Here is a 23,655-nt window from a genome sequence, read left to right as displayed (position 1 = left end):
ATGGCAAGCAAGGCGTTTCCGGCCGATGACACGACGAGGAACTTCTTCGCCGTCAGTCTCGCCGTGGTGGCCGGCGTCGCCGACACCATCGGTTTCCTGGAGTACGGCCAGTTGTTCATGTCGTTCATGAGCGGCAACACCACCCGCTTCGGCGAGGCCGCCAGCTCCTTGGACTGGGTCGGCGTGGCCCGCTTCGGCTCGGTCATCGCGGTGTTCTGCTTGGGGGCCTTCCTCGGCACCCTGGTCGCGGCGTGGTCGGGCCGGTGGCGACTGTCCACCTTGCTGGTCATCACCGCGCTGCTGCTCACCCTCGGTCTGCTCATGCCGCAGGGACCGGACGCGGTGCCGCTGCACGCCTATCCCGTCGTCCTGGCCCTCGGCCTGCAGAACGCCACCCTGCAGGACGACGCTGGGCGCAGCATGGCGCTGACCTACGTGACGGGCACGGTGATCCGGTTCGGTGCCGGGTTGGCCAACATCCTGCTCCACAAGCCTGCGCCGTCGTTCTGGATTCAGGGTCCGCTGTGGGCGGGTCTCACCGCGGGTGCCATCTTCGGCGGGGTTCTCCAACACACATATGGCGAGCAGGCATTCTTGGCTCCCGCCGCGCTGGCCGGAGCCCTGGCCGCAGTCGCGCTCGTGATGACGCTGCTGAGGCCGACCAGCCCGCTGGTGCTGAATGACGCTGCGCCGCAACCGGACGCCGCTCCCGACGCTCCGCCCACAGTGGTGATCCCGGCCGGGCAACCACGCCGCTAGGCTCCCATCATGAGCCCGTCCGCGGATCGTAGGTCGCGTGGTCGGGTGGTCTTGGTGGCGATGCTGTGCGCCGCGGCCCTGGTCGGATGCGGCGCCACGACGCCCGGCCAGCCGGCCGCCACGTCCAGCACTACCGTGGCCCCACCACGGGATCCAGACGCTACTTTGCGCGACCGCCCGCCGTTCGAGGCGGCCCAGCAGCAGTACCTGGCCGCCGTGACCGACGCGGCCAATCGCATCGCCGCCCTCGTCCCCGGGCTGACGTGGCACGTGGAGGAGAACAGCTGGCGAGGCTGTGGCGGAGAGTTCCTCCACACCAAGGGCGTTCAGGCGTACGTATTCGCGGTGTTCAGCGGTCGCACTCCCGATGCCGTGTGGCCGAGAACGGTCCGGATCGTGGTGGACGCCGCCGCCGGGGTTGGTGCCACCACGGTGCGGCCGCTCGCCGACCGGCCCGCTGATCACGAGCTCGTCGTCACCGGACCCGAGGGCGTCGAGGTGCGATTTGGGACGGCCGCGGCGACGGTGCTGTCGATGAAGTCCGACTGCCGGCTGCGCCAGCAGACGCCGCCGCGCTGACGCGGTCGATCAGCGCACTCCGACCGCGAACACGACGACCGCCACGAAGCCGAACAATGCCGCCGCGAAGGCACCCTCGGCCACCGGCCAGACCCGGCCCCTGACGGCCGCCACTACGCTGAGCACACCGGCCAGGATCAGCGCGGCCACCGGCGCGAAGAACCAGTAGTAGAGCACCGCCCAGGGCGACATCGCGAGCAGGCCGAGTACGAATCCCAAGAGCACGCAGGGTGATCCAGGTTCACGGATGCGGCGCGTCATGACGCGGTCGACCTCGGAGGACATCAGCTCATCCCCCAGCGGTACCACTGGGTCTGCAGGACCAACGATCCGAGGACCAGCCAACCGCCCGTCGGCCCGACCACCAGCGTCAGGCCGACGGTGCGCAGATGGCGGTAGCCGCCAAATCTGGCCAGCGCGACACCCACCGCAGCCAGGACAAGCCAGACCACCGCGGCCAGCATCAGGCGGTGCGTGTCGGCGGCGGCATGGGACGTTGCGTCGCCGGGCGCTCCGATCGTCAGCGCCGCGACGAGGCCCCAGAACAGCCCGCCGACCAGCGCGCCGCCGACGACGCCGGCGCGCCAAGCTAGATCACCGTTCGAGGACGACGTCGTCGTGGAGGTCACCGTTCTCATCCTCCACCATCTCGACGACCAGTCGCACCGCAGGTTTGGCGATGCCGCGGGCGTGCCGACGCGCAACGCCGGGCGAATTTGCTCTTCCCCGTCGGTCATCGGGTATGAGTGAGCACCGATCGGGTCGGACTACGAATGGAACGCCGCCTACGACCCCAATCTCGAGGGCACCGATGGCGGGTTCTACTTCGGCGGCGTCAATGCCGTTGCGGCATATTGGGGGTCTGGTCCCGCTGTACACACCGGGCCCGTGGCAGCAGGGCAGCTCGATGTCTCACCTCGACGACGACACGTTCATCGGGGCGGATCAGCAGATGATGAACGCGAGGACCGATTCGGGTCTCGGCGTACGGGTGCTCAGCCCCATCGAACTGGGCATCCTGAAGGACATCGGCTACACCGTGGTGATTCCGAGCGTCGTCAATCCCAGCATCGCGGTCTAGGTCGTGGTCTCGCGGGACTCGATTCCGGGAGCCTGAGCGCTGGGCACCACCGGCAGGTCCACTCGCTCGGTGACGGTGTTCGCGGCGTCGGCACTGTCCTAGGCTCGTCCCGTGCTGATCGACGAACACGTGATCACGGTCCCGTTGGACCACCAGAATCCGGACGGGCGCACCGTCGAGATCTACGCCCGCGAGATCTCCGCCCGCGGTGGAAAGCACCTGCCCTACCTGCTCTTCCTGCAGGGCGGGCCCGGTAACGAGGCGCCCCGGCCCACCGCGGGCCCGCCGTCGCCGTCGTGGCTCGAGCGTGCGTTGCAGGACTACCGCGTGATCATGCTCGACCAGCGGGGCACCGGCCGGTCGACGCCGTACGGGACGCCGGGACCCGGGGACGCCGAACGGCTGACGCATTACCGCGCCGATGCGATCGTTCAAGACGCAGAAGCCCTGCGGCAGCATCTCGGCGCCCGGACGTGGAGTCTGTTGGGTCAGTCCTTCGGTGGGTTCTGCTCGCTGCACTACCTCACCGTCGCGCCGGACAGCCTCGACGAGGTCTACTTCACCGGTGGTCTGCCGCCGGTCGGGCGTGCCGTCGACGACGTCTACTCGGGCGCCTACGACATGATGCGCGTGCTGAACCGGCGCTATCACGAGCGATTCCCGCACGACGGGGCGCGGTTGCGCGACCTGCTGGACCGCTGTGACGCGGGCGAGGTGAAAACCCCTGCGGGTGAGCCCATTTCACGACGGCTGATGCGTACCATCGGTCACCGGCTGGGCATGGACGGCGGCGCGGAGAGCGTGCACCACCTGCTCGAGCTCGACTCCGCCTCGCCCGCGTTCCGGCACGACGCGGCCGAGATGCTGCCCTTCGGTTCCCGTAATCCGCTATATGCGATCTTGCACGAGTCGAGCTACGCCGACGGCGGGGCCACGCGATGGTCGGCCGACCGCGTTGCGCCCGGTGACTTCCTCGGCGAGTCGCTCCTTCTCACCGCGGAGCACATCTTTCCGTGGCACTTCGAGGAGACGGCCGGTCTGCGGCCGTACGCGGACGTCGCGCGCACACTCGCCGAGCACGACTGGCCCCGCCTGTACGACGCCGAGGTGCTGGCGCAGGTGGACGTCCCGTGCGCTGCCGTGATCTACGCCGACGACCCATACGTGCTGCGAGGGTTCTCCGAGGAAACCGCCGACCTGCTACCGGGCATGCGGCGTTGGCTCACCAACGAATATCTGCACAACGGCCTGCGCATGGACGGCAGACGCGTACTCGACCGCCTGATCTCGCTCGCGCGTGGCTGAGTCGGTTTAGAAGTCCCAGTCGTCGTCGGTGGTGTTGACGGCCTTGCCGATGACGTAGCTCGACCCGGAGCCGGAGAAGAAGTCGTGGTTCTCGTCGGCATTGGGGCTCAGCGCCGACAGGATCGCCGGGTTGACGTCGGTCTCGTCCTTGGGGAACAGCGCCTCGTAGCCGAGGTTCATCAGCGCCTTGTTGGCGTTGTAGCGCAGGAACTTCTTGACGTCCTCGGTGAGCCCGACCCCGTCGTAGAGGTCCTGGGTGTACTCGACCTCGTTGTCGTAGAGCTCGAAGAGCAGCTCGTAGGTGTAGTCCTTCAGCTCGGCCTTGCGGGCCTCATCCGCCTGAGCCAAGCCCTTCTGGAACTTGTAGCCGATGTAGTAGCCGTGCACCGCCTCGTCACGGATGATCAACCGGATCATGTCGGCGGTGTTGGTGAGCTTGGCGCGACTGCTCCAGTACATCGGCAGGTAGAAGCCGGAGTAGAACAGGAAGCTCTCCAGCAGCGTCGAGGCCACCTTGCGCTTGAGCGGATCGTCGCCCTTGTAGAAGTTCATCACGATCTCGGCCTTGCGCTGCAGGTTCGGGTTCTCCTCCGACCAGCGGAACGCCTCGTCGATGTCCACCGTCGAGCACAGGGTGGAGAAGATGTTGCTGTAGCTCTTGGCGTGCACCGACTCCATGAACGCGATGTTGGTGTAGACGGCCTCTTCGTGCGGGGTGATCGCATCGGGGATCAGGCTCACCGCGCCGACGGTGCCCTGGATGGTGTCGAGCAGCGTCAGGCCGGTGAAGACCCGCATCGTGAGCTGCTTCTCGTGATCGTTGAGCGTGCCCCAGGACGGGATGTCGTTGGACACGGGCACCTTCTCGGGCAACCAGAAGTTGCCAGTCAAGCGCTCCCAGACCTCGGCATCCTTCTCGTCGTGAACGCGGTTCCAGTTGATGGCCGAGACCCGGTCGATCAACTTGATTCCATCAGACACTGTGAACCCCAATTCGATGCGTGGCGAGTAGCTCCCACGACACTACAACTGGGGTGTGACAACGCGCGCGAACACAACCACTTGTGTTCGCGTGTCGTCATCAGCGACCGATGAACCGGTACTCGTCACGCTTGAAACGCCTGGTCGCCAGCCAGTACTGCCACGTCATGCCACTCCAGAGCACCCGGTTGACGCCGTGGGAGTCCAGGTACCAACTGCGGCACCCCCCGGTGTTCCACACCGTCTTGGACAGACCGTCCTGCAAATCGGCGTTGAACGCGTCCTGCGCGTCGCGCGTGGGCGCCGCCGCCTGGGCACCCGCCCGGTCGACCGCGGCGATCGCCTTGGCGACGTAGCGGATCTGCGCCTCGATCATGAACACCACCGAGTTGTGCCCGAGCCCTGTGTTCGGGCCGAGCAGGAAGAACAGGTTGGGCATGTCGGCGACGGCGACGCCGCGATGCGCCTCGACGCCCTCGCGGTCCCACCGCCGAACCAGGTCCTCACCACCCGGACCGGTGACGTCGACGTAGGAGTACGAGTCGGTGACGTGGAAGCCGGTGGCGAACACCACCACGTCGACGGGGTGTTCGACGCCGTCGGCGGTGACGATGCCGTCGCGGGTCATCCGCTCGATGCCCTCGGTGATCACCTGGGTCTTGGGGTTGGCGATGCCGCGATAGTAGGTGTCGGAGTTGAGGATTCGCTTGCACCCGGTGCGATAGTTCGGAGTCAGCTTGCGCCGCAGCGCCTTGTCCTTCACCGCGCGCCGGATGTTCCACTTACCCAGCAGGGCGCCCACCTTCAGCAGCCAGGGTTGTTTGGTCATGCCGAAGCCGACCACCTCGTGCATCCAGTAGATCAGCACGCGCGCCAAGGCTCGCGCGCCCGGGACGTTCGTGAACATCTGGCGAACCCACTGCGGGAGGGCATTGTTGGGCCGCGGCATCACCCAGGGTGGCGTGCGCTGGTAGACCTGCAGTTCGGCGACGTCCTCGACGATGACGGGCACCAATTGAATCGCGCTGGCTCCGGTGCCGATGACGGCGACGCGCTTGCCGGTGATGTCGACCGAGTGGTCCCACTGCGCGGAATGGAATACGGCACCGGTGAATTGGTCGTCGCCCGGGATGTCGGGGGTCAGCGGGATGTGCAGCGCCCCGGCGGCCGAGACGAGGAACTGGGTGACGTACTCAGCCCCGTCGGCGGTGTACACGTGCCATCGCATCTCGGCGTCGTCCCACCGGGCCCGCTCGACGCGGGATCCGAAGCGGATGTAGCGGCGTAGGCCGTACTTCTCGGTGACACCCTTGAGGTAGTCGAAGATCTCGGGCTGAAGGGACCACATGTGGGTCCAGTCCGGCTTGGGCTCGAAGGAGAACGAATACATGTGTGACGGAATGTCGCAGGCACAGCCGGGATAGGTGTTGTCCCGCCAGGTGCCGCCGATGTCGTCGGCCTTCTCGAGGATGACGAAGTCCTCGGCGCCGAAGCCTTGCTTCTGCAGGGCGATGGCCATGCCAAGACCGGAGAAACCGCTGCCGATGATGACGGCGCGGGTGCGGACGGGGCTCTGCTGCGCCGTGACGGCGTCTGCCTCTTCGGCGATGGTCATGCCGCCACGATACTTGGGAACGCGGGTACCGGGTATCAGGCCACGGATTCGCGTCTGCGGACACCCTCGTGCAGTGGCAGATCGGGGTCGATCTTGATGCCGAGCAGCTCGCACGTGCCGTAGATGGCGGCCAGCATCAACGTCGTCATGTGCGCGACGAACTGCTCCGGGGGCATGCGCCGGGGACTGTCGGGTCCGGGTCCGAGCCACCACTCCGTCGCCGCGGCGGCCGAACCAAACGTCGTGAACGCCGCCAGTTCCATGGCCGTCGCGTCGAGTTCCATCTCGCGCAATTCGTCGTTGAAGATGGCCGCCATCGCCAAGGTGACGTCACGACCCTCGTTGAGCGCACGCATCGTCTCGCTCTGCTCGGCGAAGCGTCCCTGGATCAAGAACCGGCACACGTTGGGATGCTCGTCGACGAGGTGGACGTACTTCTCCACGCTGCGGAGGATGACGTCGCGGGCCGGGTCGGTGCCCACGTTGATCGACGGAATGATGGCTCCCCACAACATGTCTCGGAGCCGCTCACCGATTGCTTGGAAGAGGTCCGACTTGTCGGTGAAGTGCCGGTAGATCTTCGGCTTGGCGGTGCCGGCCTCCTCGGCGATCTCGCGCAACGAGAGTTCGGGACCGAGTTTGTCGATCGCGCGGAAGGCGGCGTCGACGATTTCGGCCCTGACCTTCTTGCGATGTTCGCGCCACCGCTCGCTCCTGGCGTCGACCTTGACCCCCGGCGGGGTGCCCGGTTGGGGGCGAGAGGGTCTGCGCACGGACTCACTGTACCGGCTGAACGCGGCTGACCTGCCAAGACCGCGTCGCGGGCGCGCGCGGGGCACGTGTCGACCGGTCAGCGCGGGTAGCATCTGGAGCCGATATCCCCCAGCAGAGCGAGACGAGACTGATGACGCAGCGGTACGACCTGGTGATTGCCGGCGGCGGGCCCTCCGGCGCCGCCGCAGCCTGGCAGGCAGCCCAGACCGGCGCCAAGGTGGTCGTCTTGGACAAGGCCGAATTCCCGCGCGACAAGCCGTGCGGCGACGGTTTGACCGCGCGGGCGGTCAGCTACCTGCAGAAGATGGGCCTGGCTCGGGAAGTCGACGAGTTCCACCGGGTCAACCGGGTGACGGTGTTCAGCCCGTCGCAGTGGGAGCTGTCGTTCCCCACCCGCCCCGGCATGCCGAACCACGGTTACGTCGCCCCCCGCCCGCAGCTGGACACCCTGCTGCTCAAGCACGCTGAGGCCGCGGGCGCCGAGGTCCGCCAGTCTTGTGAGGTGACGGGCCCCGAGCTCGACGACACCGGTCGCGTCGTCGGCGTCGTCCTCAAGAGTGGCGAGAAGGTCCTCGGTGACGCCGTCATCGCGGCCGACGGCGCCTACTCCCCCATCAAGCGGGCACTGAAGATCGACTCGGAGTACAACGGCTACTCGGCAATCGCGATTCGCGCCGAGATGCCGGCCAACAAGCCGGACTCCGACTCGCTCGACATCTACCTCAACCTCAAGTTCAACGGCGATCAGCTGCCCGGCTACGCGTGGGTGTTCCCGTTCGGCGGCGGCCGCATCAACATCGGCCTGGGTTACGTCAACAGCTACAAGGACTGGCAGAAGATCAACGCCACCCAGTTCATGGGCGAGTTCATGAAGATGCTGCCCCGCGACTGGGACCTGCCGCCGATCGAGGAGCTCAAGAAGGACAAGCTGGTCCGGGCGTGGCGGCTGCCGATGGGCTTCACCGCGTGGCCGCCGTGGCGCCCGGGCGTGTTGTTCACCGGTGACTCACTCGGCGCGGGCAAGCCGGCTTCGGGTGCGGGCATCTCCAAGGCACTCGAATCCGGTCTGGCGGCTGGCGAGTGCGCGATCGCGGCGCTCACCAACGGCGGCCCCGACGACTTCACCAACTACGCGCAGCGGATGGAGGCGGCGTGGGGCCGGGAGTACCGACGTGGTCGGTACTTCCACAAGCTCGCCGGCATCCCCGCCGTGGCGAACAACGGCATCAAGCTGATCGACAACGCGTTCTTCCGGGACCGGATGCTCAAGGCGTTGTACAAGAAGGAACAGGGACCGCAGCATCGGGTGAAGTAGCCGCTCACCGCACATCTATTGTGCAACAACGTTTTTCACCTCGCGACGCGACGTTCCGCGCGTCGCCGCGTCGTCATGGGTCGCGCGGGGCATCGGTGCCGCCAGTGGGCCGGGCAGTCTCGCATCCGTGTCATTGAGACAACGGTAAGAAAACGCCGACGTTGCGAACCTTGACCGGTTCGTGTTGTTCCTGTGACCTGAGTAGCCCATCGTTACCGAAGTGAAATGAGTGCATTGAGGCATTCGTAACCGGCGACCCGGGAGTACTCCATGACGTCATTGACCCTCCACCGATCGTGGACCTCCCCCACCCTGCGCAACGCCATGGTGGTGCGCGAGGGGTTCGCCTGGGCGCACGTCGTCGACGCGGCAGCCTTGATCGTCCGTCCGGTCGTGGTCACGCTGGGCATCGCCGCCGCAGCCGTCATGTGGCCGGCCCACGCCCACGCCGACGTCACCGCCGACTCGACGACGAACGTGCTCAACGGCGTCGGCATCGGCAACAACGGCCCGGTCAGCACGACGATTGCCGGAGCGGGACAGTCGATTTGCCCGATGCTGGTGCAGCCGGGCAGTCAGCTGGCGACCATCGCGGCGCAAGCGTCCGGCCAGAGCGGCTTGGCACCGACCATTGCGGGCTGGGTGGCCACCATGGTCATCCAATCGCAGTGCCCCGGCTGGATGACCTCCCTGTCCAACGGTCAGGTGCCGGCCGGGTTGGGCGCACTGACCAACGTGGCCGCCCCGGCACTGGGGGTTCCCGGCGCCGCGGCCGCCACGCCCGGCGGGCTGCAGATTCCCGGCCTCTGACCGCGGATCAGGCGGTGAACGCGTACTGCACGTTCTCCCCGACGGGTAGGAAGCCGAGCCGCCGGTAGATCGCGTTGGACACCGGATTGGCGTCGTCGGCGAAGAGCACCACGTCACGGGCGCCCCGTCGCCAGGCCTGCCGCACGGCCTCCGCGGTGACCGCCGCGCCGTATCCCCGGCTTCGGTGCTGCGGTGGGGTGTACACCGGACCGATCCGCGACATGCCCAGCAGCACGCCGTGAACCCTAGCCATCGCCACCGGCTCCGCGTTCACGGTCCACAGGACGACGCGACCGCCCGCGTCGGCGACGGCGGCAAGCGCGCGGCGATGCGCCGCCGGATCCGACTCGGCGCCGAACGCCTCGGTGAAGAACGCGTCGAACCAGCTCGTGATCAGGTCGGCATCCGCCTCGTCGGCGAGCCGAGGTGTGCCGGTGACGCCGACCGGAGCGCACAGGTCGCCCAATCGGTACAACGTCTCGGAGAACGACAGCTCCGCAGTGGCACCCGTGGCCTCGACCCAGCACCGACTGAATGCCGTTGCAGTGTCGAACGTTCCACGCACGCCAGGTAGATCCGGCCGCGCGGATGCCAGGACCGACGTCGACTCCTTGGTCAACGTCGGCGGCAGCCCGCTGACCAACAACGTCGAGTCGCGCATCTGCAGCGCAGCGCCAACGGTGCCCCCGCAGTCCGAGGCGCCCAACAGCAGATGATCGGCCGGCCACGGGGAGGTGCGCAGGGTGGTCAGCTCGGTGGTGAAGCGCACCGGGTCACGGCGATACACCCAGCGCGCCACCGGGCCGAAGCCCGCCGGCGACGCGTACAGGTGAACGTTCATGCCTACGAGGGTGACCCACGGGCCGCGCGGATTCCACTGATTTATCGGCCGCGAGACGTCAGCGGAGGCCGCGCTTGGTCGGTCCCGGTGTACGGGCGACCTTTCCCGCGGCGGCGCGAGCGGCCTGCTTGGCCAATGTCTTCTCCCGTGCGGTGCGCTTTGGTGCGGCCCCCGCCTGCCCGCGCGACGAGCCAGGAGTGCGGCCGCGGACGACGCCGATGAACTCGGCGACCAGCGCCGGCTGCTCCCCCGCCGGCACGGCGAGGGCGACCGGGCAGGTGGGGGCGTCGACGACCGGTCGGTAGGTGAGGTCCTTGCGATGGTGCAGCCTGGCCAGTGACTGCGGGACGACGAGCACGCCGACCCCGGCCGCGACCAGTTCGGTTGCGTCCCCCACTGTTTCGGGACGATGCTCGGCATTCGTCCCGGGGTGCGCGTCCCACGCGACGACGTCGTCGAGCGGTACGAGCACCAATTCGCCGTCGACATCCGCGGCGGTGACGGCGTCGGCGGCGGACAGCAGATGATCGGTGGGCACCACGACCACCGTCGTCTCTTCGTAGAGCGGGATGAGCGCCAGTGCGGACGGGTCGGCAGGCGGGCGGAGCAGCGCGACGTGCACCAGGCCGGTGCGTACCGCCTCGGCGGCGTCGGCCGCGGTGACGGGGCGCAGCTCAAGGGGGACGTCGGGGTGGCGTCGAGTCCACGTCCGGGCCCACTTTCCCGGCGTCACACCCGGGACGTACCCCACCACGAGCGCAGCCGCGGAGGTCGGCGAGGATGAGGCCACCGACCCAGGCTACCGATAGCATTCCCGTCATGAGCAGGCCGAACGCGCAGTCCATGAAACCCGCCACCGCGGCGAAGAAGCTCGACGTCTACCTGCCCGCGACGCCCGTGGAGTTTCAGGAGAACGCCATCACCCGGGCCGAGCTCGCCGCCCTGCAGGACGATCCGCCACAGTGGCTCAAGGACCTCCGCAAGGACGGCCCCCATCCGAAGAACCTCGTCGCGGCGAAGCTGGGCGTGTCGATTGCCGGTCTCGGGCGTGGCGGGGTCACCGAGGCGCTGACGACCGAGCAGATCGCCGCGCTGCTGGAGGAGAAGCCCGACTGGCTGGTCGCCGAGCGCGAGAGCTACCAGGCCGTGCTGCGCGAGGAACGCCGCGTCAAGGCAATGCGGGAGGATCAGGCTCGCGAAGGCTGATCCGCGCCGAATGGCCAGTTAGGGCGCGCTCATCGGCAATTGCCGTGCGACAGCTGGCCACTCGGCGTCGCATGACCCTAGGGCGCGGCCGCGGAGTCGATCCAGAAGATCTGCCAGGAGTGGCCGTCCAGGTCGTTGTAGCTGCGTCCATACATGGTGCCGTGATCTTCGGCGTCGCCCTCGGTGCCGCCCGCGGCGATGGCGCGATCGACCAGAGCGTCCACCGCGGCGCGGGAGTCGACGCCAAGACAGACGACGCACTCCTTGGTCGACGCGTCGGCGGTCCGCACCGGGTGCAACGAGTCGAAGGCCTCCCGCGCCAGGAGCATGACGAAGTGGTTGTCGCCCAGCACTACGGTGACCGCGTTGTCACTGCTGAATCGCTCGTTGAACGAATACCCGAGGCTGCCGAAGAACTCTCGCGAGCGGTCGACGTCGGCGACGGGAAGGTTGACGAACATCGTCGTGTGCACGGGCGGCCTCCAAGGCGTCGTCGGCGTCCCGCTGGACACCGTCGAAGGGACAGACCACGCCGCGCCTGAAAACTCATTGCCCGGGGCGGGGCCTGACCCTGAACATGCACCGAGGGTTGCGATTCTCGTCGAGTCGCAACCCTCAGGGCAGTCTCACGCGTCGGGCGTCACAACATGCAGCTGACGCAGCCCTCCACCTCGGTGCCCTCCAACGCCATCTGGCGCAGGCGGATGTAGTACAGCGTCTTGATGCCCTTGCGCCAGGCGTAGATCTGCGCCTTGTTGACGTCGCGCGTGGTGGCGGTGTCCTTGAAGAACAACGTCAGCGACAGACCCTGGTCGACGTGCTGGGTGGCCGCGGCGTAGGTGTCGATGATCTTCTCGTAGCCGATTTCGTAGGCATCCTGGTAGTACTCCAGGTTGTCGTTGGTCAGGTACGGCGCCGGGTAGTAGACGCGACCGATCTTGCCTTCCTTGCGGATTTCGATCTTGCTCGCCACCGGGTGGATCGAGCTGGTGGAGTGGTTGATGTAGCTGATCGACCCCGTCGGCGGCACGGCCTGCAGGTTCTGGTTGTAGATGCCGTGCTGCTGCACCGACTCCTTCAACCGCTTCCAGTCCTCCTGCGTCGGAATGCGAATGCCCGCGTCCGCGAACAGTTCCCGCACCCGCTGGGTGGCCGGCTCCCACACCTGCTCGGTGTACTTGTCGAAGAACTCCCCCGACTTGTACTTGGAGCGTTCGAAGCCGCCGAACGCCGTACCGCGCTCGATCGCGATGCGGTTGCTCGCCCGCAGTGCGTGATACAGCACGGTGTAGAAGTACATGTTGGTGAAGTCGACGCCCTCTTCGGAGCCGTAGAGGATGCGCTCGCGGGCCAAGTACCCGTGCAGGTTCATCTGACCGAGGCCGATCGCATGGGAATCGTTGTTGCCCTGCTCGATCGACGGCACCGACCAGATGTGCGTCTGGTCGCTGACCGCCGTCAACCCGCGGATCGACGTCTCGATGGTCTGCGCGAAGTCCGGCGAGTCCATCGCCTTGGCGATGTTCAGCGAACCGAGGTTGCAGGAGATGTCCTTGCCCACCTTGGCGTAGCTGAGGTCGTCGTTGAACAGCGACGGCGTGGAGACCTGAAGGATCTCCGAGCACAGGTTGCTGTGCGTGATTTTGCCCTCGATCGGGTTGGCCCGGTTCACGGTGTCCTCGTACATGATGTACGGGTAGCCGGACTCGAACTGCAGCTCGGCCAGGGTCTGGAAGAACTCGCGCGCCTTGATCTTCGTCTTGCGGATCCGGGCGTCGTCGACCATCTCGTAGTACTTCTCGGTCACCGAGATGTCGGCGAACGGCATCCCGTACACACGCTCGACGTCGTACGGCGAGAACAGGTACATGTCCTCGTTCTTCTTGGCCAGCTCGAAGGTGATGTCCGGGATCACCACGCCGAGGGACAGCGTCTTGATGCGAATCTTCTCGTCGGCGTTCTCGCGCTTGGTGTCGAGGAAGCGGTAGATGTCGGGGTGGTGCGCGTGCAGGTACACCGCACCGGCGCCCTGGCGGGCACCGAGCTGGTTGGCGTAGGAGAACGAGTCCTCGAGCAGCTTCATGATCGGGATGACACCCGAGCTCTGGTTCTCGATGTTCTTGATCGGCGCACCGTGCTCACGAATGTTGCTCAGCAGCAACGCCACTCCGCCACCGCGCTTGGACAGCTGCAGCGCGGAGTTGATGGAGCGCCCGATGGACTCCATGTTGTCCTCAATGCGGAGCAAGAAGCACGACACCGGCTCGCCGCGCTGCTTCTTGCCCGAGTTCAGGAACGTCGGGGTGGCCGGCTGGAAGCGGCCGTCGATGATCTCCTCGACCAGCTTCTCGGCGAGCATGGTGTCACCGGCGGCCAGGGTCAGTGCCACCATGACGACGCGGTCCTCGAAGCGCTCCAGGTAGCGCTTTCCGTCGAAGGTCTTCAGGGTGTATGACGTGTAGTACTTGAACGCGCCCAGGAACGTCGGGAAGCGGAACTTCTTGGCGTAGGCGCGGTCCAGCAGCGACTTGACGAAGTTGCGGGAGTACTGGTCGAGCACCTCGCGCTCGTAGTAGTCCTTCTCGATCAGGTAGTCGAGCTTCTCGTCCTGGCTGTGAAAGAAGACGGTGTTCTGGTTGACGTGCTGCAGGAAGTACTGATTGGCGGCTTCGCGATCCTTGTCGAACTGGATCTTGCCGTCCTTGTCGTACAGGTTGAGCATCGCGTTGAGCGCGTGGTAGTCGGTTTCCCCCGGGAGCGCGTGAACGCCGGTGGTGGTCAAAGGTTCTGCAGTGACGGTTGGTGACACGTCTGGTCCTTCCAGAAGTCGGCAAGCCCCGCGCGGACGGCGAAGACGTCGTCGGTGGTGCCCATGAGTTCGAAGCGATAGAGGTAGGGGACGCCGCACTTGCGTGAGACGACGTCTCCGGCATAGCCGAATTCGGCACCGAAGTTGGTGTTGCCCGCGGCGATGACGCCGCGGATCAACGACCGGTTGTGTTCGTCGTTGAGGAAGCCGATGACTTGTTTGGGAACGTAGCCCCCGGCATTGGGGTCGGGTCCGTTGGCGTGACCGCCACCGTAGGTCGGCAGTACCAGCACGTAGGGCTCGCTCACCCGGATGCGGTCGCGCAGGGGAATGCGGATGGCGGGCAGCTCCAGCTTCTCGACGAAGCGGTGCGTGTTCTCCGAGACGCTGGAGAAGTAGACCAGGTTGCCCACCGCTCCTCCTCTCCTACCCGCCGGGTCGATCTCGATCAGGCGGTGGCGGTGGCGGTGGCGCCGGACAGCAGCTTGATGCGGTCCGGACGGAAGCCCGACCAGTGGTCGGCGCCGGCGACGACCACGGGGGCCTGCAGGTAGCCGAGCGCCATGACGTAGTCACGCGCTTCCGGGACCTCGGTGATGTCGACGACCTCGTACGCGATGCCCTGCTTGTCGAGCGCCTTGTAGGTGGCGTTGCACTGGACGCAGGCGGGCTTGGTATAGACGGTGACGGTCATCTTCGGCGCGACTCCTCTTTCGAAGGCTATCTAACTGGCTACTGCTATCCCCATTTAGTTCAGCAGCCCGGCGACCCGTCGAATTCCTGCCGTCGAAGCCCGGGGACCGCCGGCTGAATCCTCCCGATTCGCCTGGTTCCCGAACTCCGACTGACCTGACGCGGTACACGTACCGTGGGGGCCTGTCGGTCTGCAGAACACTACACCTAGTGGCCGACATTCCGAAGAGATACAAGATGTTCTGAACGACATTGATGGAATTCCCTGGTCGTAAGCCCACATCTCGTCGAACCTCCCGGCGTGTCGGGCGTGCGAATCCCTCCGTGTCGTGCCATGACGACAGGTCTACCACCACCCCCCGACAGGTTCTCCACAGGCTCCATCCACAGCAAAGCCGCCGACGACCCCTTATTCGGGGGTCGCCGGCGGCCGTGGTGAGAGACGTCAGCCGTCTGTCAGCTGACTTCGGCGGCCAGCTTCTCCACCACCTCGCGGACCTGCTGGACCACGTCGGCGGTCTCCCGCGGATGCTTGTCCTCGAAGATCGCCGCCGGAAGCGACAGCTTGACGTCCTCGACGACGCGAGGGCCGGCAATGCCAAAGGACTTGCGGGTCTCGTCGTGGGCCCACACCCCGCCGTACTGCCCCAGCGCGGTGCCGATGACGGCCAGCGGCTTGCCGTTGAGCGCGCCGTTGCCGTAGGGCCGCGAGAGCCAGTCGATCGCGTTCTTCAGCACGCCGGGGATGCTGCCGTTGTACTCGGGGGTGACCACCAGCGCGGCGTCGGCCTCAGCGGCCGCCAGGCGCAGCGCCTCGACCGCTTCGGCCACCCCGTCACCGTCGACGTCTTCGTTGTAGAAGGGCAGTTCGCCCAGCCGGTCGAACGGCTGCAGCGACACTCCCGCCGGCGCCGACTCGCTCGCCACCTGCGCCAGCTGGCGATTCAGCGATCCCGCGCGGAGGCTGCCGACGAGTACGAGGATCTTCACGTCTGCCATGTTCTTGAACCCTTTCGGTCGATTCGTCCCGATCTTCCCACAGCATAACCGGACCGCGGTCCGATTGATTCCGGCTGAGCTAAAGTGCAGGCATGAGCGAAGCTGGCGGGCTGGTCGGGCTTCCGGTCACCGAGTCCGCGCCGGTCGAACGCGGCGACGCGGCCCGCAACCGGGCCCTCCTGCTGGCCGCCGCCCGGCGGCTCATCGACGAGCACGGGGCCGACACCGTCACGATGGACGACGTCGCCGCCGCCGCGGGGGTCGGCAAGGGCACCCTGTTCCGCCGCTTCGGCAGCCGCGCCGGCCTGATGATCGTTCTCCTCGACGAGGACGAGAAGGTCGAGCAACGCGCGTTCATGTTCGGTCCCCCACCGCTTGGCCCCGGCGCTCCGCCGCTGACCAGGCTCATCGCCTACGGACGGGAACGTCTGCAGTTCGTCTGGGATCACCGCGCGCTGCTCGCCGACGCCAACACCGATCCCCACATGCGCTTCAACGCACCGGCCTCGCTGCACCGCACCCACGTGCGGATGCTGCTCGAGTCCGCGGGCACCTCCGGAGACCTGGAGGCACAAACCCAGGCGCTGCTGTCGCTGCTGGACGCCGACTACGTCACCCACTCGGTCGAAGATCTCGGGCACGATCTCGACCGCCAAGGTGACGGATGGGAAAGCTTGGCGCGCAAGCTCTGCGGGAACTAGTGGCCCATGGCCTGGGTGCTGCACGTCGACCTCGACCAGTTCCTCGCGTCGGTCGAACTGCGGCGCAGGCCCGACCTCGTCGGCCTGCCGGTGATCGTCGGCGGCAACGGCGACCCCACCGAACCGCGCAAGGTGGTGACCTGCGCGTCCTACGAGGCACGCAAGCGCGGCGTGCACGCGGGCATGCCGCTGCGGGTGGCGGCGCGCAAGTGCCCTGAGGCGACGTTCCTTCCGTCGGACCCCGACGCCTACGACGCGGCGTCGGCGGAGGTGATGGCGTTGCTCCGCGACCTCGGCCATCCCCTCGAGGTGTGGGGCTGGGACGAGGCATACCTCGGGGCCGACGTCGACGACCCCCACGCACTGGCCCAACACGTCCGCGACGTCGTCGAGGCCGGGACCGGGCTGTCGTGCTCGGTCGGCATCAGCGACAACAAGCAACGCGCCAAGGTGGCCACCGGCTTCGGCAAGCCGGCCGGAATCTACCGCCTCGACGACCAGAACTGGATGGCGGTGATGGGCGACCGGGGCGTCGGCGACCTCTGGGGAGTCGGACCCAAGACCACCAAACGACTTGCCGCCCTTGGCATCACCACCGTCGGCGATCTCGCCGCGACCGACGCCGAGGTGCTCGTCGCGGCATTCGGCCCCAGCACGGGGCTCGGCATCCTGCTGCTGGCCAAGGGCGGCGGTGACACCGAGGTCAGCACGACGCCGTGGGTGCCTCGATCCCGCAGTCACGTGATCACCTTCGCCGAGGACCTCACCGACCGGGCCGCGATGAACGCGGCAATCGTCGAGCTGAGCAGGCAGACCCTCGCCGAAGTCGTCGAGCAGGGACGCACCGTGACCCGCGTGGCCGTCACCGTCCGCACCTCGACGTTCTTCACGAGGACCAAGATTCGCAAGCTGGCGGCCCCGAGCGTCACCGAGTCCGTCATCCGCGACACCGCCCTCGCCGTGCTCGACCAGTTCGAGCTGGACCGACCCGTCCGCCTGCTCGGCGTCCGCCTGGAGTTGGTCATGCCACCGGATGTCCCCACCGGGGTCTCGAACTCGGCACCCGCGCCGGCCACCTAACCTCGTCGGCATGCTGCACACCGTGGCCATCCGTGGGTACCGATCGTTGCGCGAGGTCGTGGTCCCGCTGTCGGCGCTGACGATCGTCACCGGCGCGAACGGCACGGGCAAGTCCTCGGTGTATCGCGCCCTGAAGCTGCTGGCCGACTGCGGGCGCGGTGAGGTGATCGGCTCGCTGGCACGCGAGGGTGGGCTGCAGTCAGTGCTGTGGGCCGGTCCGGAGAACACCGGGGCCACGCGGCGCACCGGCGAGGCGCAGGGCACGGTGCGGATCAGACCCGTGGCACTGGAACTTGGCTTCGCCTCCGACGATCTGGGCTATCTGATCGACTTGGGCCTGCCGCAGTACGCCGGCCCCAGGTCGTTGTTCACGCGGGACCCGGAGATCAAGCGGGAGATGGTGTTCGCCGGTCCGCGTTTGCGACCGAGTGCAACCCTGGTCCGGCGCGGCGCCGACCACGCCGAGGTCGCCGACGACGCGGGCCGCGGTTTCACCGAACTCACCCGCGCGCTGCCCACCCATCGCAGCGTGCTGGCCGAGTTCGCCCTGCCCGAGCTGGCCTCGGTGCGCGACCGGTTGCGCGACTGGCGGTTCTACGACGGCTTCCGGGTCGACGCCGACGCGCCGGCCCGCCGGCCCCAGGTCGGCACCAGGACCCCGGTGCTGTCCGACGACGGTGGCGACCTGGCGGCCGCCGTGCAGACCATTCTCGAGGTGGGGTTGGGCGATCTGGCGCAGGCGGTCGGCGACGCCTTCGACGGCGCCGAGTTGTCGGTGGCCGTCCACGACGGGCAATTCGAGTTGCAGTTGCGTCAGCCCGGCATGCTACGGCCGCTGCGTGCGGCCGAATTGTCCGACGGCACACTGCGATTCCTGCTGTGGGGCGCGGCACTGTTGAGTCCCCGCCCGCCGTCGCTGATGGTGCTCAACGAGCCCGAGACCTCGTTGCACCCCGACCTGGTGGCGCCGCTTGCCGCGATGATCCGGGCGGCCGCGACGGCGACCCAGGTCGTGGTCGTGACCCATTCCGCGGCACTGCGAGAGCATCTCGACGTCGACGGCGCGAGCGAGATCGAACTCTACAAACAGTGGGGCGAGACGCTGATCGCCGACCAGACCCTGCTCACCACGCCACCGTGGGACTGGGGGCGGCGCTGAGCCTCAGGGGCGCGGCGACGGCCGCAGCGCGCGGGTGAAGATCGCGTTCACCTGTCGCATGGCGACGCTGTAGGGCCACCACGCCACCCTCTTGAACGCGTACAGCGCACGGATGTCGGCCGAGGTGTAGATGAGGTATCTGTTGCGGGCGACCCCGCGAAGGATCTTGTCGGCCGCCAACTCCGGCGACACGGCGTGGCCGCTGAAGCGCCCCACCCACTTCTGCACCCGCGGGTGGTCGCGGTCGACGCCCACGATGTCGACGCTCTGCACGAGCGGCGTCTGGACCGCTCCCGGGACCACGACCGACACGCCGATGCGGTGTCGGGCCAGGTCGAATCTCAGCACCTCCGACAGGCCCCGAAGACCGTACTTGCTGGCGCTGTAGGCCGCGTGCCAGGGCAGGGCCACCAGACCGGCCGCCGAGGACACGTTGACGAGATGCCCGCCGCGACGCGCGAGAACCATTGCGGGAACGAAGTTCTCGATGACGTGGATGGGACCCATCAGGTTCACCGAGATCATCGACTCCCAGTGCCGATGGGTCAGGTGACTGACCGTGCCCCAGGCGGAGATCCCGGCGATGTTCATCACCACGTCCACCGCGGGCGTCGGCCCACCGATGGCGTCGTGGACCTCGGCGGCGAAGGCGGCCACCTCGTCGTAGTCGGACACGTCGAGTGCACGATGAGCGGTCACCGTGGCGCCGAGAGCACGCGCTTCGGCGACCGTCTCGGCGAGACCCTCGGCGTTGCGGTCGGTCAGGAAGAGTTCGGCGCCGTCGGCGGCCAGCTTCAGCGCCGTCGCGCGGCCGATCCCACTTGCCGCACCGGTGAGCACACAGCGCTTGCCCGCATAGCTCGAGACCATGGGCGCGACCTTACCGACCGGTCGTCACTCGCCGGTTAGGGTTCCGCCACCCCACAGGGAATAGAGCCACAGGCGCTCCAGCACCGCGACCGCCCGCGACATGTCGCGGTGCCCGCCGACGAAGGACGAGTCGCCCGACAGCGTGGCCCCGGTCGTGGCCGCCAGCGTGCGAACCAGCGTCGGCACGTCGTCGGAGATGGGATGGGCGGTTCCCGCCGTCGCCTCGTCTTCGACGATCTTGACGATCTGGTCGACCACCGATGCCATCTGCTGATCGAGGATGTCCCTGATCTCGGCGTCGGTGCTACGCGCGGCGTTGCACGCCGACATGATCGGGTCGTTGTGGGAGTACACCAGTGCCGCGCTGCCGACCATGCGCTTGGCGAACGCGGCGGTGGACTCCTCGGCCCCGCGCGGGGCGAAGTAGTGGGTCAGCTCCTCGAGTTCCTGCATGGCCTCGGCGAGCATCTGCGCGAGCACCGAGTACTTCGAGTCGAAGTAGAAGTAGAAGCCCGAACGGGCGACGCCGGCGCGGTCGCTGATGAGGCTGACCGACAACTCCGAGAACGGCTTCTCCCGAAGCAGTTCGTGGACGGCGTTCAGAATCGCCTCGCGTTGCCGGTCACCACGGCTCTGGCGGGCCTCACTGGGGGCGGATTCGGCGGTCATCGGGTACAACCTTCGCACCGACGCCACGCCAGATCAAAACTTGACATGCGTCAAGTGTCGGCGACAGGATGGGGTCAGTCAGTGACGTCGACCACAGACGTCCCTCAGCCCAGGAGCGTGCCCATGGCGACCATCAGCACCAAGGACTACTTGCTCGACCAGGCGAAGCGCCGATTCACGCCGTCGTTCAACAACTTTCCCGGGATGGGTGCCCTCGAACGCAAGCTGCTGCGCACCGACTTCCCGCAGAAGGTGCTGGCAGAGCCGCCGGCCGGCAGCGGTCTCAAGCCGGTCATGGGCGACTCGGGGCTCCCCGTGCTCGGCCACTTGGTGGAGATGTTCCGCGGCGGGCCCGAGTACCTGATGCACATCTACAAGACCAAGGGCCCGATCTACTACGCCGACTCACCGGCCCTGCCCGCGGTGGCCGCGCTGGGACCCGACGCCGCCCAGGCCATCTACGGCAATCGCAACAAGGACTTCTCCCAGGAGGGCTGGATCCCGGTGATCGGGCCGTTCTTCCACCGCGGCCTCATGCTGCTCGACTTCGAAGAGCACATGTTCCACCGGCGGATCATGCAGGAGGCCTTCGTCCGAACCCGCCTCGTCGGCTACACCGAGCAGGTCGACACGGTGGCGTCGAAGGTGGTCGCCAACGACTGGGTCGCCAACGATCCACGGTTCCTGCTCTACCCCGCCATGAAGCAGATGACGCTCGACATCGCCTCGATGGTGTTCATGGGTCACGAGCCCGGCACCGACCACGAGCTGGTCACCAAGGTGAACAACGCCTTCACCACCGTCGTCCGCGCCGGCAACGCCATCATCCGCACCGGCGTGCCGCCCTTCACCTGGTGGCGTGGTCTGCAGGCACGCAAGGTGCTCGAGGACTACTTCGCCGAACGCGTCGAGGAGCGCCGCGGCGCGGAGGGTTCGGACCTGCTGACCGTGCTGTGTCAGACCGAGGACGAGGACGGCAACAAGTTCAGCAACGAGGACATCGTCAACCACATGATCTTCACGATGATGGCCGCGCACGACACCTCGACGTCGACGGCGACCACCATGTCGTACTTCTTGGCGGCCAACCCCGAATGGCAGGAACGGTGCCGCGACGAGTCCGACCGCCTTGGCGACGGACCCGTCGACGTCGAGTCCCTTGAGAAGCTCGAGTCACTCGACCTCGTCATGAACGAGTCGATGCGGTTGGTCACCCCCGTGCAGTGGGCCATGCGCCGGGCGGTCCGCGACACCGAACTGCTCGGATACCACATCCCCAAGGGCACCAACGTGATTGCCTACCCCGGCCTCAACCACCGGCTGCCCGAGTTCTGGACCGACCCCATGACGTTCGACCCGGAGCGGTTCGCCGAGCCCCGCAACGAGCACAAGCAACATCGCTTCGCCTTCACACCGTTCGGCGGCGGGTCCCACAAGTGCATCGGCATGATGTTCGGTCAGCTCGAGGTCAAGGTCATCATGCACCGGCTGCTGCGCAAGTACCGGCTGGAGCTGGCCCATCCCGGTCGCGAGCAGACGTGGGACTACGGCGGCATGCCGGTCCCGATGGACGGCATGCCCATCGTGCTGCGCCCGCTGCGCTAGCCGCGCCGGCGATCGGATACCACCAGCCAGACCGCCGACACGAGGAAGTAGAACGCGCCGAAGCCTGCGTAGGGCGCGATGTCGGCGACACCGGGGACGACGGAGCCGCTGGCTTTGATCAGGAAGGTGATGCCGACGATCGCCGACTGAGCCCCGCTGAGCGCCATCGCCCATTGGGCGCCAACGGATTTCCATCGCCGCAGCGCCGTGCCGAGCTGGAACAGGCCCGAAAGCGTTGCCCAGACACCAAATACGCCGAGCACCGCGAACATGCTCGAGCCCAGCGCGACGGCCACCGCGGCGGTGGTCACGGTGCTGACGATCGCGTTGAGGGTCTGGGTCGGGTTAGCCCTGAGCCCCCCGTTGCGGCGAGCGTCGACGACGTTCGCCGCTGCGTCCCAGGCGGGGTAGACGATCAGGAGCGCACCGGCCAGTGCAGGCAGGTCGGCACCCAGAGTGAAGGCGGCGACCACCCAGACGATCGAAAACGCGGCTCGCGCAAAGTAGTACGTGGTGAGCCAGCGGCGTCCGTCTGTTCTGCGGTCCTCGAGTACTCGTTCGGTCATCGCCAGTGTCCTTCCATGCGGGGTCCACCCCCGTCGGCGACGGGGGCAAGAATGTGGTGTTGCGGTTGACTTAGGTGCGGGAGGCCAATTGGGCCAGCAGCGGGGCGGTGACGAGGTCGAAGACCCGGGCATCGCCGTAGGCGCGAGCCGACAGCATGGCGCCGTGCACGGCGGCCATGAACTTCTCGGCTTCAGTGGCGGCGTCGTCGCCCAGGATGAAATCGCCTCGGGCGCAACCTTCGTCGAAGACCGCGGCGAGCCACGTCGCCAGCACCTCGAAGTAGGACCGCACCTCGGCAACGACGATTTCCGGCAGGACGGGAATCTGGGTGGCGAGCAGCGCGCAGAGGCAGAAGGTGTTGGTGCCGTCGGCGATACAGGCCGACCAGAACGCGATGTAGGCCTTCAACCGGTCGAGCGGCTGGGGATTCTGCCTGCTCACTTCGGCGAAACCGGCGGCGGCCTCGGCCCGGTAGCGCGCGACCAGGCTGGCGACCAAGTCGGCCTTCGTCGGGAAGTAGTAGTGAATGCTCGCCTTGCGAATGCCGACCGATGCGGCGACGTCGGCGTAACTGAAGCCGTTGTACCCGCCGCCGACCAGAAGGCTTCTGGCACTCCTGAGGATGTCGTCTTCGGTGGTCGGCGCCATGCCGATGAATCTACCTACTAGTAGATAGAATCGTCAAACGTTCGCGGGGACTCCGACGCCAACCGGTTCGCGCAGGCGACCACGGCCCGCAGCGCGGACTCCTCGGGGTCTGCCGCCCAGCCCACCGCCCATGCCTCGCCAACTCCGTCGGTTCCGCGCAGGAAGGTGGCGGTGCCACCCGGTGCGGGCAACTGGTGGAACGCCACGATCTCGACCGGGACGCCCCGTTCGTGCAGCATTGCCGTCAGCGCGGCGACGGGACCGCAGGCCGCCGCGGTCGACGTGCCGATGCGGTCACCCACGGCGATCGTGGCCTGATAGTTGCGCGCTTGCGGCCCAAGCCGACTCGCGGGTCGGTCCGGGTCGACGCACTGCCACTGACCGAGCCGCAGCGGGCCCGAGGACGGCGCGTAGCGGGCCAGGAACGCCTCATCGGGTGTCGACTCGGCTTCCTCGCGCAGCGCCAACGGAACGGGCCCGCGGAAACGGGCGGCGAACGTCGGGACGGCGAGGGTGGATCTGGTGAGCGAAGTGACGGACACGTGCCGGTCTCTCTAGGAAGAAGAGGAAATCGACCGACGGTGTAGCG

28 protein-coding genes are annotated in these 23,655 nt (G+C 67.2%); 11 read left to right on the top strand and 17 right to left on the bottom strand.

Going from position 1 to position 23,655, the window contains the following annotated elements; genetic code table 11:
* Entirely contained in the window at positions 1-759 is a 759-nt protein-coding gene (locus H7K45_RS30525) for a YoaK family protein (RefSeq protein ID WP_263999946.1), read from the top strand.
* Between the two features lie 9 nt (positions 760-768).
* Positions 769-1,338, top strand: coding sequence for an LppA family lipoprotein (locus H7K45_RS30520; protein ID WP_263999945.1), 570 nt, complete (start codon positions 769-771; stop codon positions 1,336-1,338).
* A gap of 9 nt (positions 1,339-1,347) precedes the next feature.
* Here the strand turns inward: H7K45_RS30520 and H7K45_RS30515 are convergent, their stop codons facing one another.
* The gene (locus tag H7K45_RS30515; protein WP_263999944.1) at positions 1,348-1,623 is read right to left on the bottom strand and encodes a hypothetical protein; all 276 of its coding nucleotides are present in this window, start codon (positions 1,621-1,623) and stop codon (positions 1,348-1,350) included.
* A complete protein-coding gene (locus H7K45_RS30510; RefSeq protein ID WP_263999943.1) occupies positions 1,623-1,967 on the bottom strand; it encodes a hypothetical protein in 345 nt (114 codons plus the stop codon). Before H7K45_RS30510 ends, H7K45_RS30515 begins: the two co-directional genes overlap by 1 nt.
* 209 nt (positions 1,968-2,176) lie before the next feature.
* Here H7K45_RS30510 and H7K45_RS30505 point away from each other — a divergent pair, with 209 nt between their 5' ends.
* On the top strand, positions 2,177-2,419 hold the full coding sequence (locus H7K45_RS30505) for a hypothetical protein (protein WP_263999942.1): 243 nt from the start codon (positions 2,177-2,179) through the stop codon (positions 2,417-2,419).
* 111 nt (positions 2,420-2,530) lie between these two features.
* Positions 2,531-3,724 (top strand): alpha/beta fold hydrolase, encoded by a 1,194-nt coding sequence (locus H7K45_RS30500; RefSeq protein WP_263999941.1) that lies wholly within the window; start codon positions 2,531-2,533, stop codon positions 3,722-3,724.
* Between the two features lie 6 nt (positions 3,725-3,730).
* Here H7K45_RS30500 and nrdF read toward each other — a convergent pair whose 3' ends face one another.
* The 3 genes from nrdF to H7K45_RS30485 all read right to left on the bottom strand — a co-directional run bounded on the left by nrdF (position 3,731) and on the right by H7K45_RS30485 (position 7,093).
* Positions 3,731-4,693: a class 1b ribonucleoside-diphosphate reductase subunit beta gene (nrdF, locus tag H7K45_RS30495; RefSeq protein WP_372512708.1), complete on the bottom strand. Its 963-nt coding sequence runs from the start codon at positions 4,691-4,693 to the stop codon at positions 3,731-3,733.
* A 112-nt stretch (positions 4,694-4,805) separates the two neighbouring features.
* A complete protein-coding gene (locus H7K45_RS30490; protein WP_263999939.1) occupies positions 4,806-6,320 on the bottom strand; it encodes a flavin-containing monooxygenase in 1,515 nt (504 codons plus the stop codon).
* A 35-nt stretch (positions 6,321-6,355) separates the two neighbouring features.
* The gene (locus H7K45_RS30485) at positions 6,356-7,093 is read right to left on the bottom strand and encodes a TetR/AcrR family transcriptional regulator (protein WP_263999938.1); all 738 of its coding nucleotides are present in this window, start codon (positions 7,091-7,093) and stop codon (positions 6,356-6,358) included.
* 131 nt (positions 7,094-7,224) lie between these two features.
* On the opposite strand from H7K45_RS30485, the gene H7K45_RS30480 reads away from it, so the two are divergent.
* Entirely contained in the window at positions 7,225-8,409 is a 1,185-nt protein-coding gene (locus tag H7K45_RS30480) for an NAD(P)/FAD-dependent oxidoreductase (protein WP_263999937.1), read from the top strand.
* Positions 8,410-8,679: 270 nt separating this feature from the next.
* A complete protein-coding gene (locus H7K45_RS30475) occupies positions 8,680-9,219 on the top strand; it encodes a hypothetical protein (protein WP_263999936.1) in 540 nt (179 codons plus the stop codon).
* Positions 9,220-9,226: 7 nt separating this feature from the next.
* Here H7K45_RS30475 and H7K45_RS30470 read toward each other — a convergent pair whose 3' ends face one another.
* Together H7K45_RS30470 and H7K45_RS30465 are read right to left on the bottom strand one after the other, a co-directional pair.
* Positions 9,227-10,060 carry a GNAT family N-acetyltransferase gene (locus H7K45_RS30470; RefSeq protein WP_263999935.1) on the bottom strand — a complete coding sequence of 278 codons (834 nt, stop codon included), beginning with the start codon at positions 10,058-10,060 and terminating at the stop codon, positions 9,227-9,229.
* Positions 10,061-10,118: 58 nt separating this feature from the next.
* Entirely contained in the window at positions 10,119-10,850 is a 732-nt protein-coding gene (locus H7K45_RS30465) for a LysR substrate-binding domain-containing protein (RefSeq protein ID WP_263999934.1), read from the bottom strand.
* 29 nt (positions 10,851-10,879) lie between these two features.
* Here H7K45_RS30465 and H7K45_RS30460 point away from each other — a divergent pair, with 29 nt between their 5' ends.
* Positions 10,880-11,266 (top strand): DUF5997 family protein, encoded by a 387-nt coding sequence (locus tag H7K45_RS30460; RefSeq protein WP_263999933.1) that lies wholly within the window; start codon positions 10,880-10,882, stop codon positions 11,264-11,266.
* A gap of 77 nt (positions 11,267-11,343) precedes the next feature.
* Here the strand turns inward: H7K45_RS30460 and H7K45_RS30455 are convergent, their stop codons facing one another.
* The 5 genes from H7K45_RS30455 to H7K45_RS30435 form a co-directional block, all read right to left on the bottom strand.
* Positions 11,344-11,739: a VOC family protein gene (locus H7K45_RS30455; protein ID WP_263999932.1), complete on the bottom strand. Its 396-nt coding sequence runs from the start codon at positions 11,737-11,739 to the stop codon at positions 11,344-11,346.
* Between the two features lie 167 nt (positions 11,740-11,906).
* Positions 11,907-14,075: a class 1b ribonucleoside-diphosphate reductase subunit alpha gene (gene nrdE, locus H7K45_RS30450; protein WP_263999931.1), complete on the bottom strand. Its 2,169-nt coding sequence runs from the start codon at positions 14,073-14,075 to the stop codon at positions 11,907-11,909.
* A complete protein-coding gene (gene nrdI / locus H7K45_RS30445) occupies positions 14,045-14,518 on the bottom strand; it encodes a class Ib ribonucleoside-diphosphate reductase assembly flavoprotein NrdI (protein ID WP_372512707.1) in 474 nt (157 codons plus the stop codon). Before nrdI ends, nrdE begins: the two co-directional genes overlap by 31 nt.
* 5 nt (positions 14,519-14,523) lie before the next feature.
* The gene (locus tag H7K45_RS30440; RefSeq protein ID WP_263999929.1) at positions 14,524-14,769 is read right to left on the bottom strand and encodes a redoxin NrdH; all 246 of its coding nucleotides are present in this window, start codon (positions 14,767-14,769) and stop codon (positions 14,524-14,526) included.
* A gap of 455 nt (positions 14,770-15,224) precedes the next feature.
* A complete protein-coding gene (locus H7K45_RS30435) occupies positions 15,225-15,767 on the bottom strand; it encodes an NAD(P)H-dependent oxidoreductase (RefSeq protein WP_263999928.1) in 543 nt (180 codons plus the stop codon).
* Positions 15,768-15,859: 92 nt separating this feature from the next.
* Here H7K45_RS30435 and H7K45_RS30430 point away from each other — a divergent pair, with 92 nt between their 5' ends.
* Genes H7K45_RS30430 through H7K45_RS30420 form a run of 3 tightly spaced genes read left to right on the top strand, consistent with a single transcriptional unit; the run spans position 15,860 to position 18,707 of the window.
* Positions 15,860-16,468: a TetR/AcrR family transcriptional regulator gene (locus tag H7K45_RS30430; RefSeq protein WP_263999927.1), complete on the top strand. Its 609-nt coding sequence runs from the start codon at positions 15,860-15,862 to the stop codon at positions 16,466-16,468.
* A gap of 6 nt (positions 16,469-16,474) precedes the next feature.
* Positions 16,475-17,548: a DNA polymerase IV gene (locus H7K45_RS30425; RefSeq protein WP_263999926.1), complete on the top strand. Its 1,074-nt coding sequence runs from the start codon at positions 16,475-16,477 to the stop codon at positions 17,546-17,548.
* 10 nt (positions 17,549-17,558) lie between these two features.
* Positions 17,559-18,707 (top strand): AAA family ATPase, encoded by a 1,149-nt coding sequence (locus H7K45_RS30420; RefSeq protein ID WP_263999925.1) that lies wholly within the window; start codon positions 17,559-17,561, stop codon positions 18,705-18,707.
* A 3-nt stretch (positions 18,708-18,710) separates the two neighbouring features.
* Here H7K45_RS30420 and H7K45_RS30415 read toward each other — a convergent pair whose 3' ends face one another.
* Positions 18,711-19,577 (bottom strand): SDR family oxidoreductase, encoded by an 867-nt coding sequence (locus H7K45_RS30415; protein WP_263999924.1) that lies wholly within the window; start codon positions 19,575-19,577, stop codon positions 18,711-18,713.
* Positions 19,578-19,601: 24 nt separating this feature from the next.
* A complete protein-coding gene (locus H7K45_RS30410) occupies positions 19,602-20,246 on the bottom strand; it encodes a TetR/AcrR family transcriptional regulator (RefSeq protein WP_263999923.1) in 645 nt (214 codons plus the stop codon).
* 123 nt (positions 20,247-20,369) lie between these two features.
* Here H7K45_RS30410 and H7K45_RS30405 point away from each other — a divergent pair, with 123 nt between their 5' ends.
* Positions 20,370-21,851 carry a cytochrome P450 gene (locus H7K45_RS30405; protein ID WP_263999922.1) on the top strand — a complete coding sequence of 494 codons (1,482 nt, stop codon included), beginning with the start codon at positions 20,370-20,372 and terminating at the stop codon, positions 21,849-21,851.
* Here H7K45_RS30405 and H7K45_RS30400 read toward each other — a convergent pair.
* The 3 genes from H7K45_RS30400 to H7K45_RS30390 form a co-directional block, all read right to left on the bottom strand.
* Positions 21,848-22,417 (bottom strand): DUF308 domain-containing protein, encoded by a 570-nt coding sequence (locus H7K45_RS30400; RefSeq protein ID WP_263999921.1) that lies wholly within the window; start codon positions 22,415-22,417, stop codon positions 21,848-21,850. The two genes, H7K45_RS30405 and H7K45_RS30400, sit on opposite strands and share 4 nt — an antisense overlap.
* A gap of 70 nt (positions 22,418-22,487) precedes the next feature.
* On the bottom strand, positions 22,488-23,066 hold the full coding sequence (locus tag H7K45_RS30395; RefSeq protein ID WP_263999920.1) for a TetR/AcrR family transcriptional regulator: 579 nt from the start codon (positions 23,064-23,066) through the stop codon (positions 22,488-22,490).
* Positions 23,067-23,083: 17 nt separating this feature from the next.
* Positions 23,084-23,608, bottom strand: a complete 525-nt coding sequence (locus H7K45_RS30390) for a 2-isopropylmalate synthase (RefSeq protein WP_263999919.1) — start codon at positions 23,606-23,608, stop codon at positions 23,084-23,086.
* Positions 23,609-23,655: the final 47 nt, after the last annotated feature.

Source organism: Mycobacterium yunnanensis, assembly GCF_025823185.1.
GTDB lineage: Bacteria > Actinomycetota > Actinomycetes > Mycobacteriales > Mycobacteriaceae > Mycobacterium > Mycobacterium yunnanensis.
Note: the sequence above shows the minus strand (reverse complement) of the source record. Positions and strands in the feature narration are given on the sequence as shown.

What these genes read in the sequence shown, in the direction of transcription:
- H7K45_RS30525 (WP_263999946.1), top strand. Translation starts at nt 1, where the DNA reads ATGGCAAGCAAGGCGTTTCCGGCCGATGACACGACGAGGAACTTCTTC.
- H7K45_RS30520 (WP_263999945.1), top strand. Translation starts at nt 769, where the DNA reads ATGAGCCCGTCCGCGGATCGTAGGTCGCGTGGTCGGGTGGTCTTGGTG.
- H7K45_RS30515 (WP_263999944.1), bottom strand. Translation starts at nt 1,623, where the DNA reads ATGTCCTCCGAGGTCGACCGCGTCATGACGCGCCGCATCCGTGAACCT.
- H7K45_RS30505 (WP_263999942.1), top strand. Translation starts at nt 2,177, where the DNA reads ATGCCGTTGCGGCATATTGGGGGTCTGGTCCCGCTGTACACACCGGGC.
- H7K45_RS30490 (WP_263999939.1), bottom strand. Translation starts at nt 6,320, where the DNA reads ATGACCATCGCCGAAGAGGCAGACGCCGTCACGGCGCAGCAGAGCCCC.
- H7K45_RS30480 (WP_263999937.1), top strand. Translation starts at nt 7,225, where the DNA reads ATGACGCAGCGGTACGACCTGGTGATTGCCGGCGGCGGGCCCTCCGGC.
- H7K45_RS30475 (WP_263999936.1), top strand. Translation starts at nt 8,680, where the DNA reads ATGACGTCATTGACCCTCCACCGATCGTGGACCTCCCCCACCCTGCGC.
- H7K45_RS30470 (WP_263999935.1), bottom strand. Translation starts at nt 10,060, where the DNA reads ATGAACGTTCACCTGTACGCGTCGCCGGCGGGCTTCGGCCCGGTGGCG.
- H7K45_RS30460 (WP_263999933.1), top strand. Translation starts at nt 10,880, where the DNA reads ATGAGCAGGCCGAACGCGCAGTCCATGAAACCCGCCACCGCGGCGAAG.
- H7K45_RS30440 (WP_263999929.1), bottom strand. Translation starts at nt 14,769, where the DNA reads ATGACCGTCACCGTCTATACCAAGCCCGCCTGCGTCCAGTGCAACGCC.
- H7K45_RS30435 (WP_263999928.1), bottom strand. Translation starts at nt 15,767, where the DNA reads ATGGCAGACGTGAAGATCCTCGTACTCGTCGGCAGCCTCCGCGCGGGA.
- H7K45_RS30430 (WP_263999927.1), top strand. Translation starts at nt 15,860, where the DNA reads ATGAGCGAAGCTGGCGGGCTGGTCGGGCTTCCGGTCACCGAGTCCGCG.
- H7K45_RS30425 (WP_263999926.1), top strand. Translation starts at nt 16,475, where the DNA reads ATGGCCTGGGTGCTGCACGTCGACCTCGACCAGTTCCTCGCGTCGGTC.
- H7K45_RS30420 (WP_263999925.1), top strand. Translation starts at nt 17,559, where the DNA reads ATGCTGCACACCGTGGCCATCCGTGGGTACCGATCGTTGCGCGAGGTC.
- H7K45_RS30415 (WP_263999924.1), bottom strand. Translation starts at nt 19,577, where the DNA reads ATGGTCTCGAGCTATGCGGGCAAGCGCTGTGTGCTCACCGGTGCGGCA.
- H7K45_RS30410 (WP_263999923.1), bottom strand. Translation starts at nt 20,246, where the DNA reads ATGACCGCCGAATCCGCCCCCAGTGAGGCCCGCCAGAGCCGTGGTGAC.
- H7K45_RS30405 (WP_263999922.1), top strand. Translation starts at nt 20,370, where the DNA reads ATGGCGACCATCAGCACCAAGGACTACTTGCTCGACCAGGCGAAGCGC.
- H7K45_RS30400 (WP_263999921.1), bottom strand. Translation starts at nt 22,417, where the DNA reads ATGACCGAACGAGTACTCGAGGACCGCAGAACAGACGGACGCCGCTGG.
- H7K45_RS30395 (WP_263999920.1), bottom strand. Translation starts at nt 23,066, where the DNA reads ATGGCGCCGACCACCGAAGACGACATCCTCAGGAGTGCCAGAAGCCTT.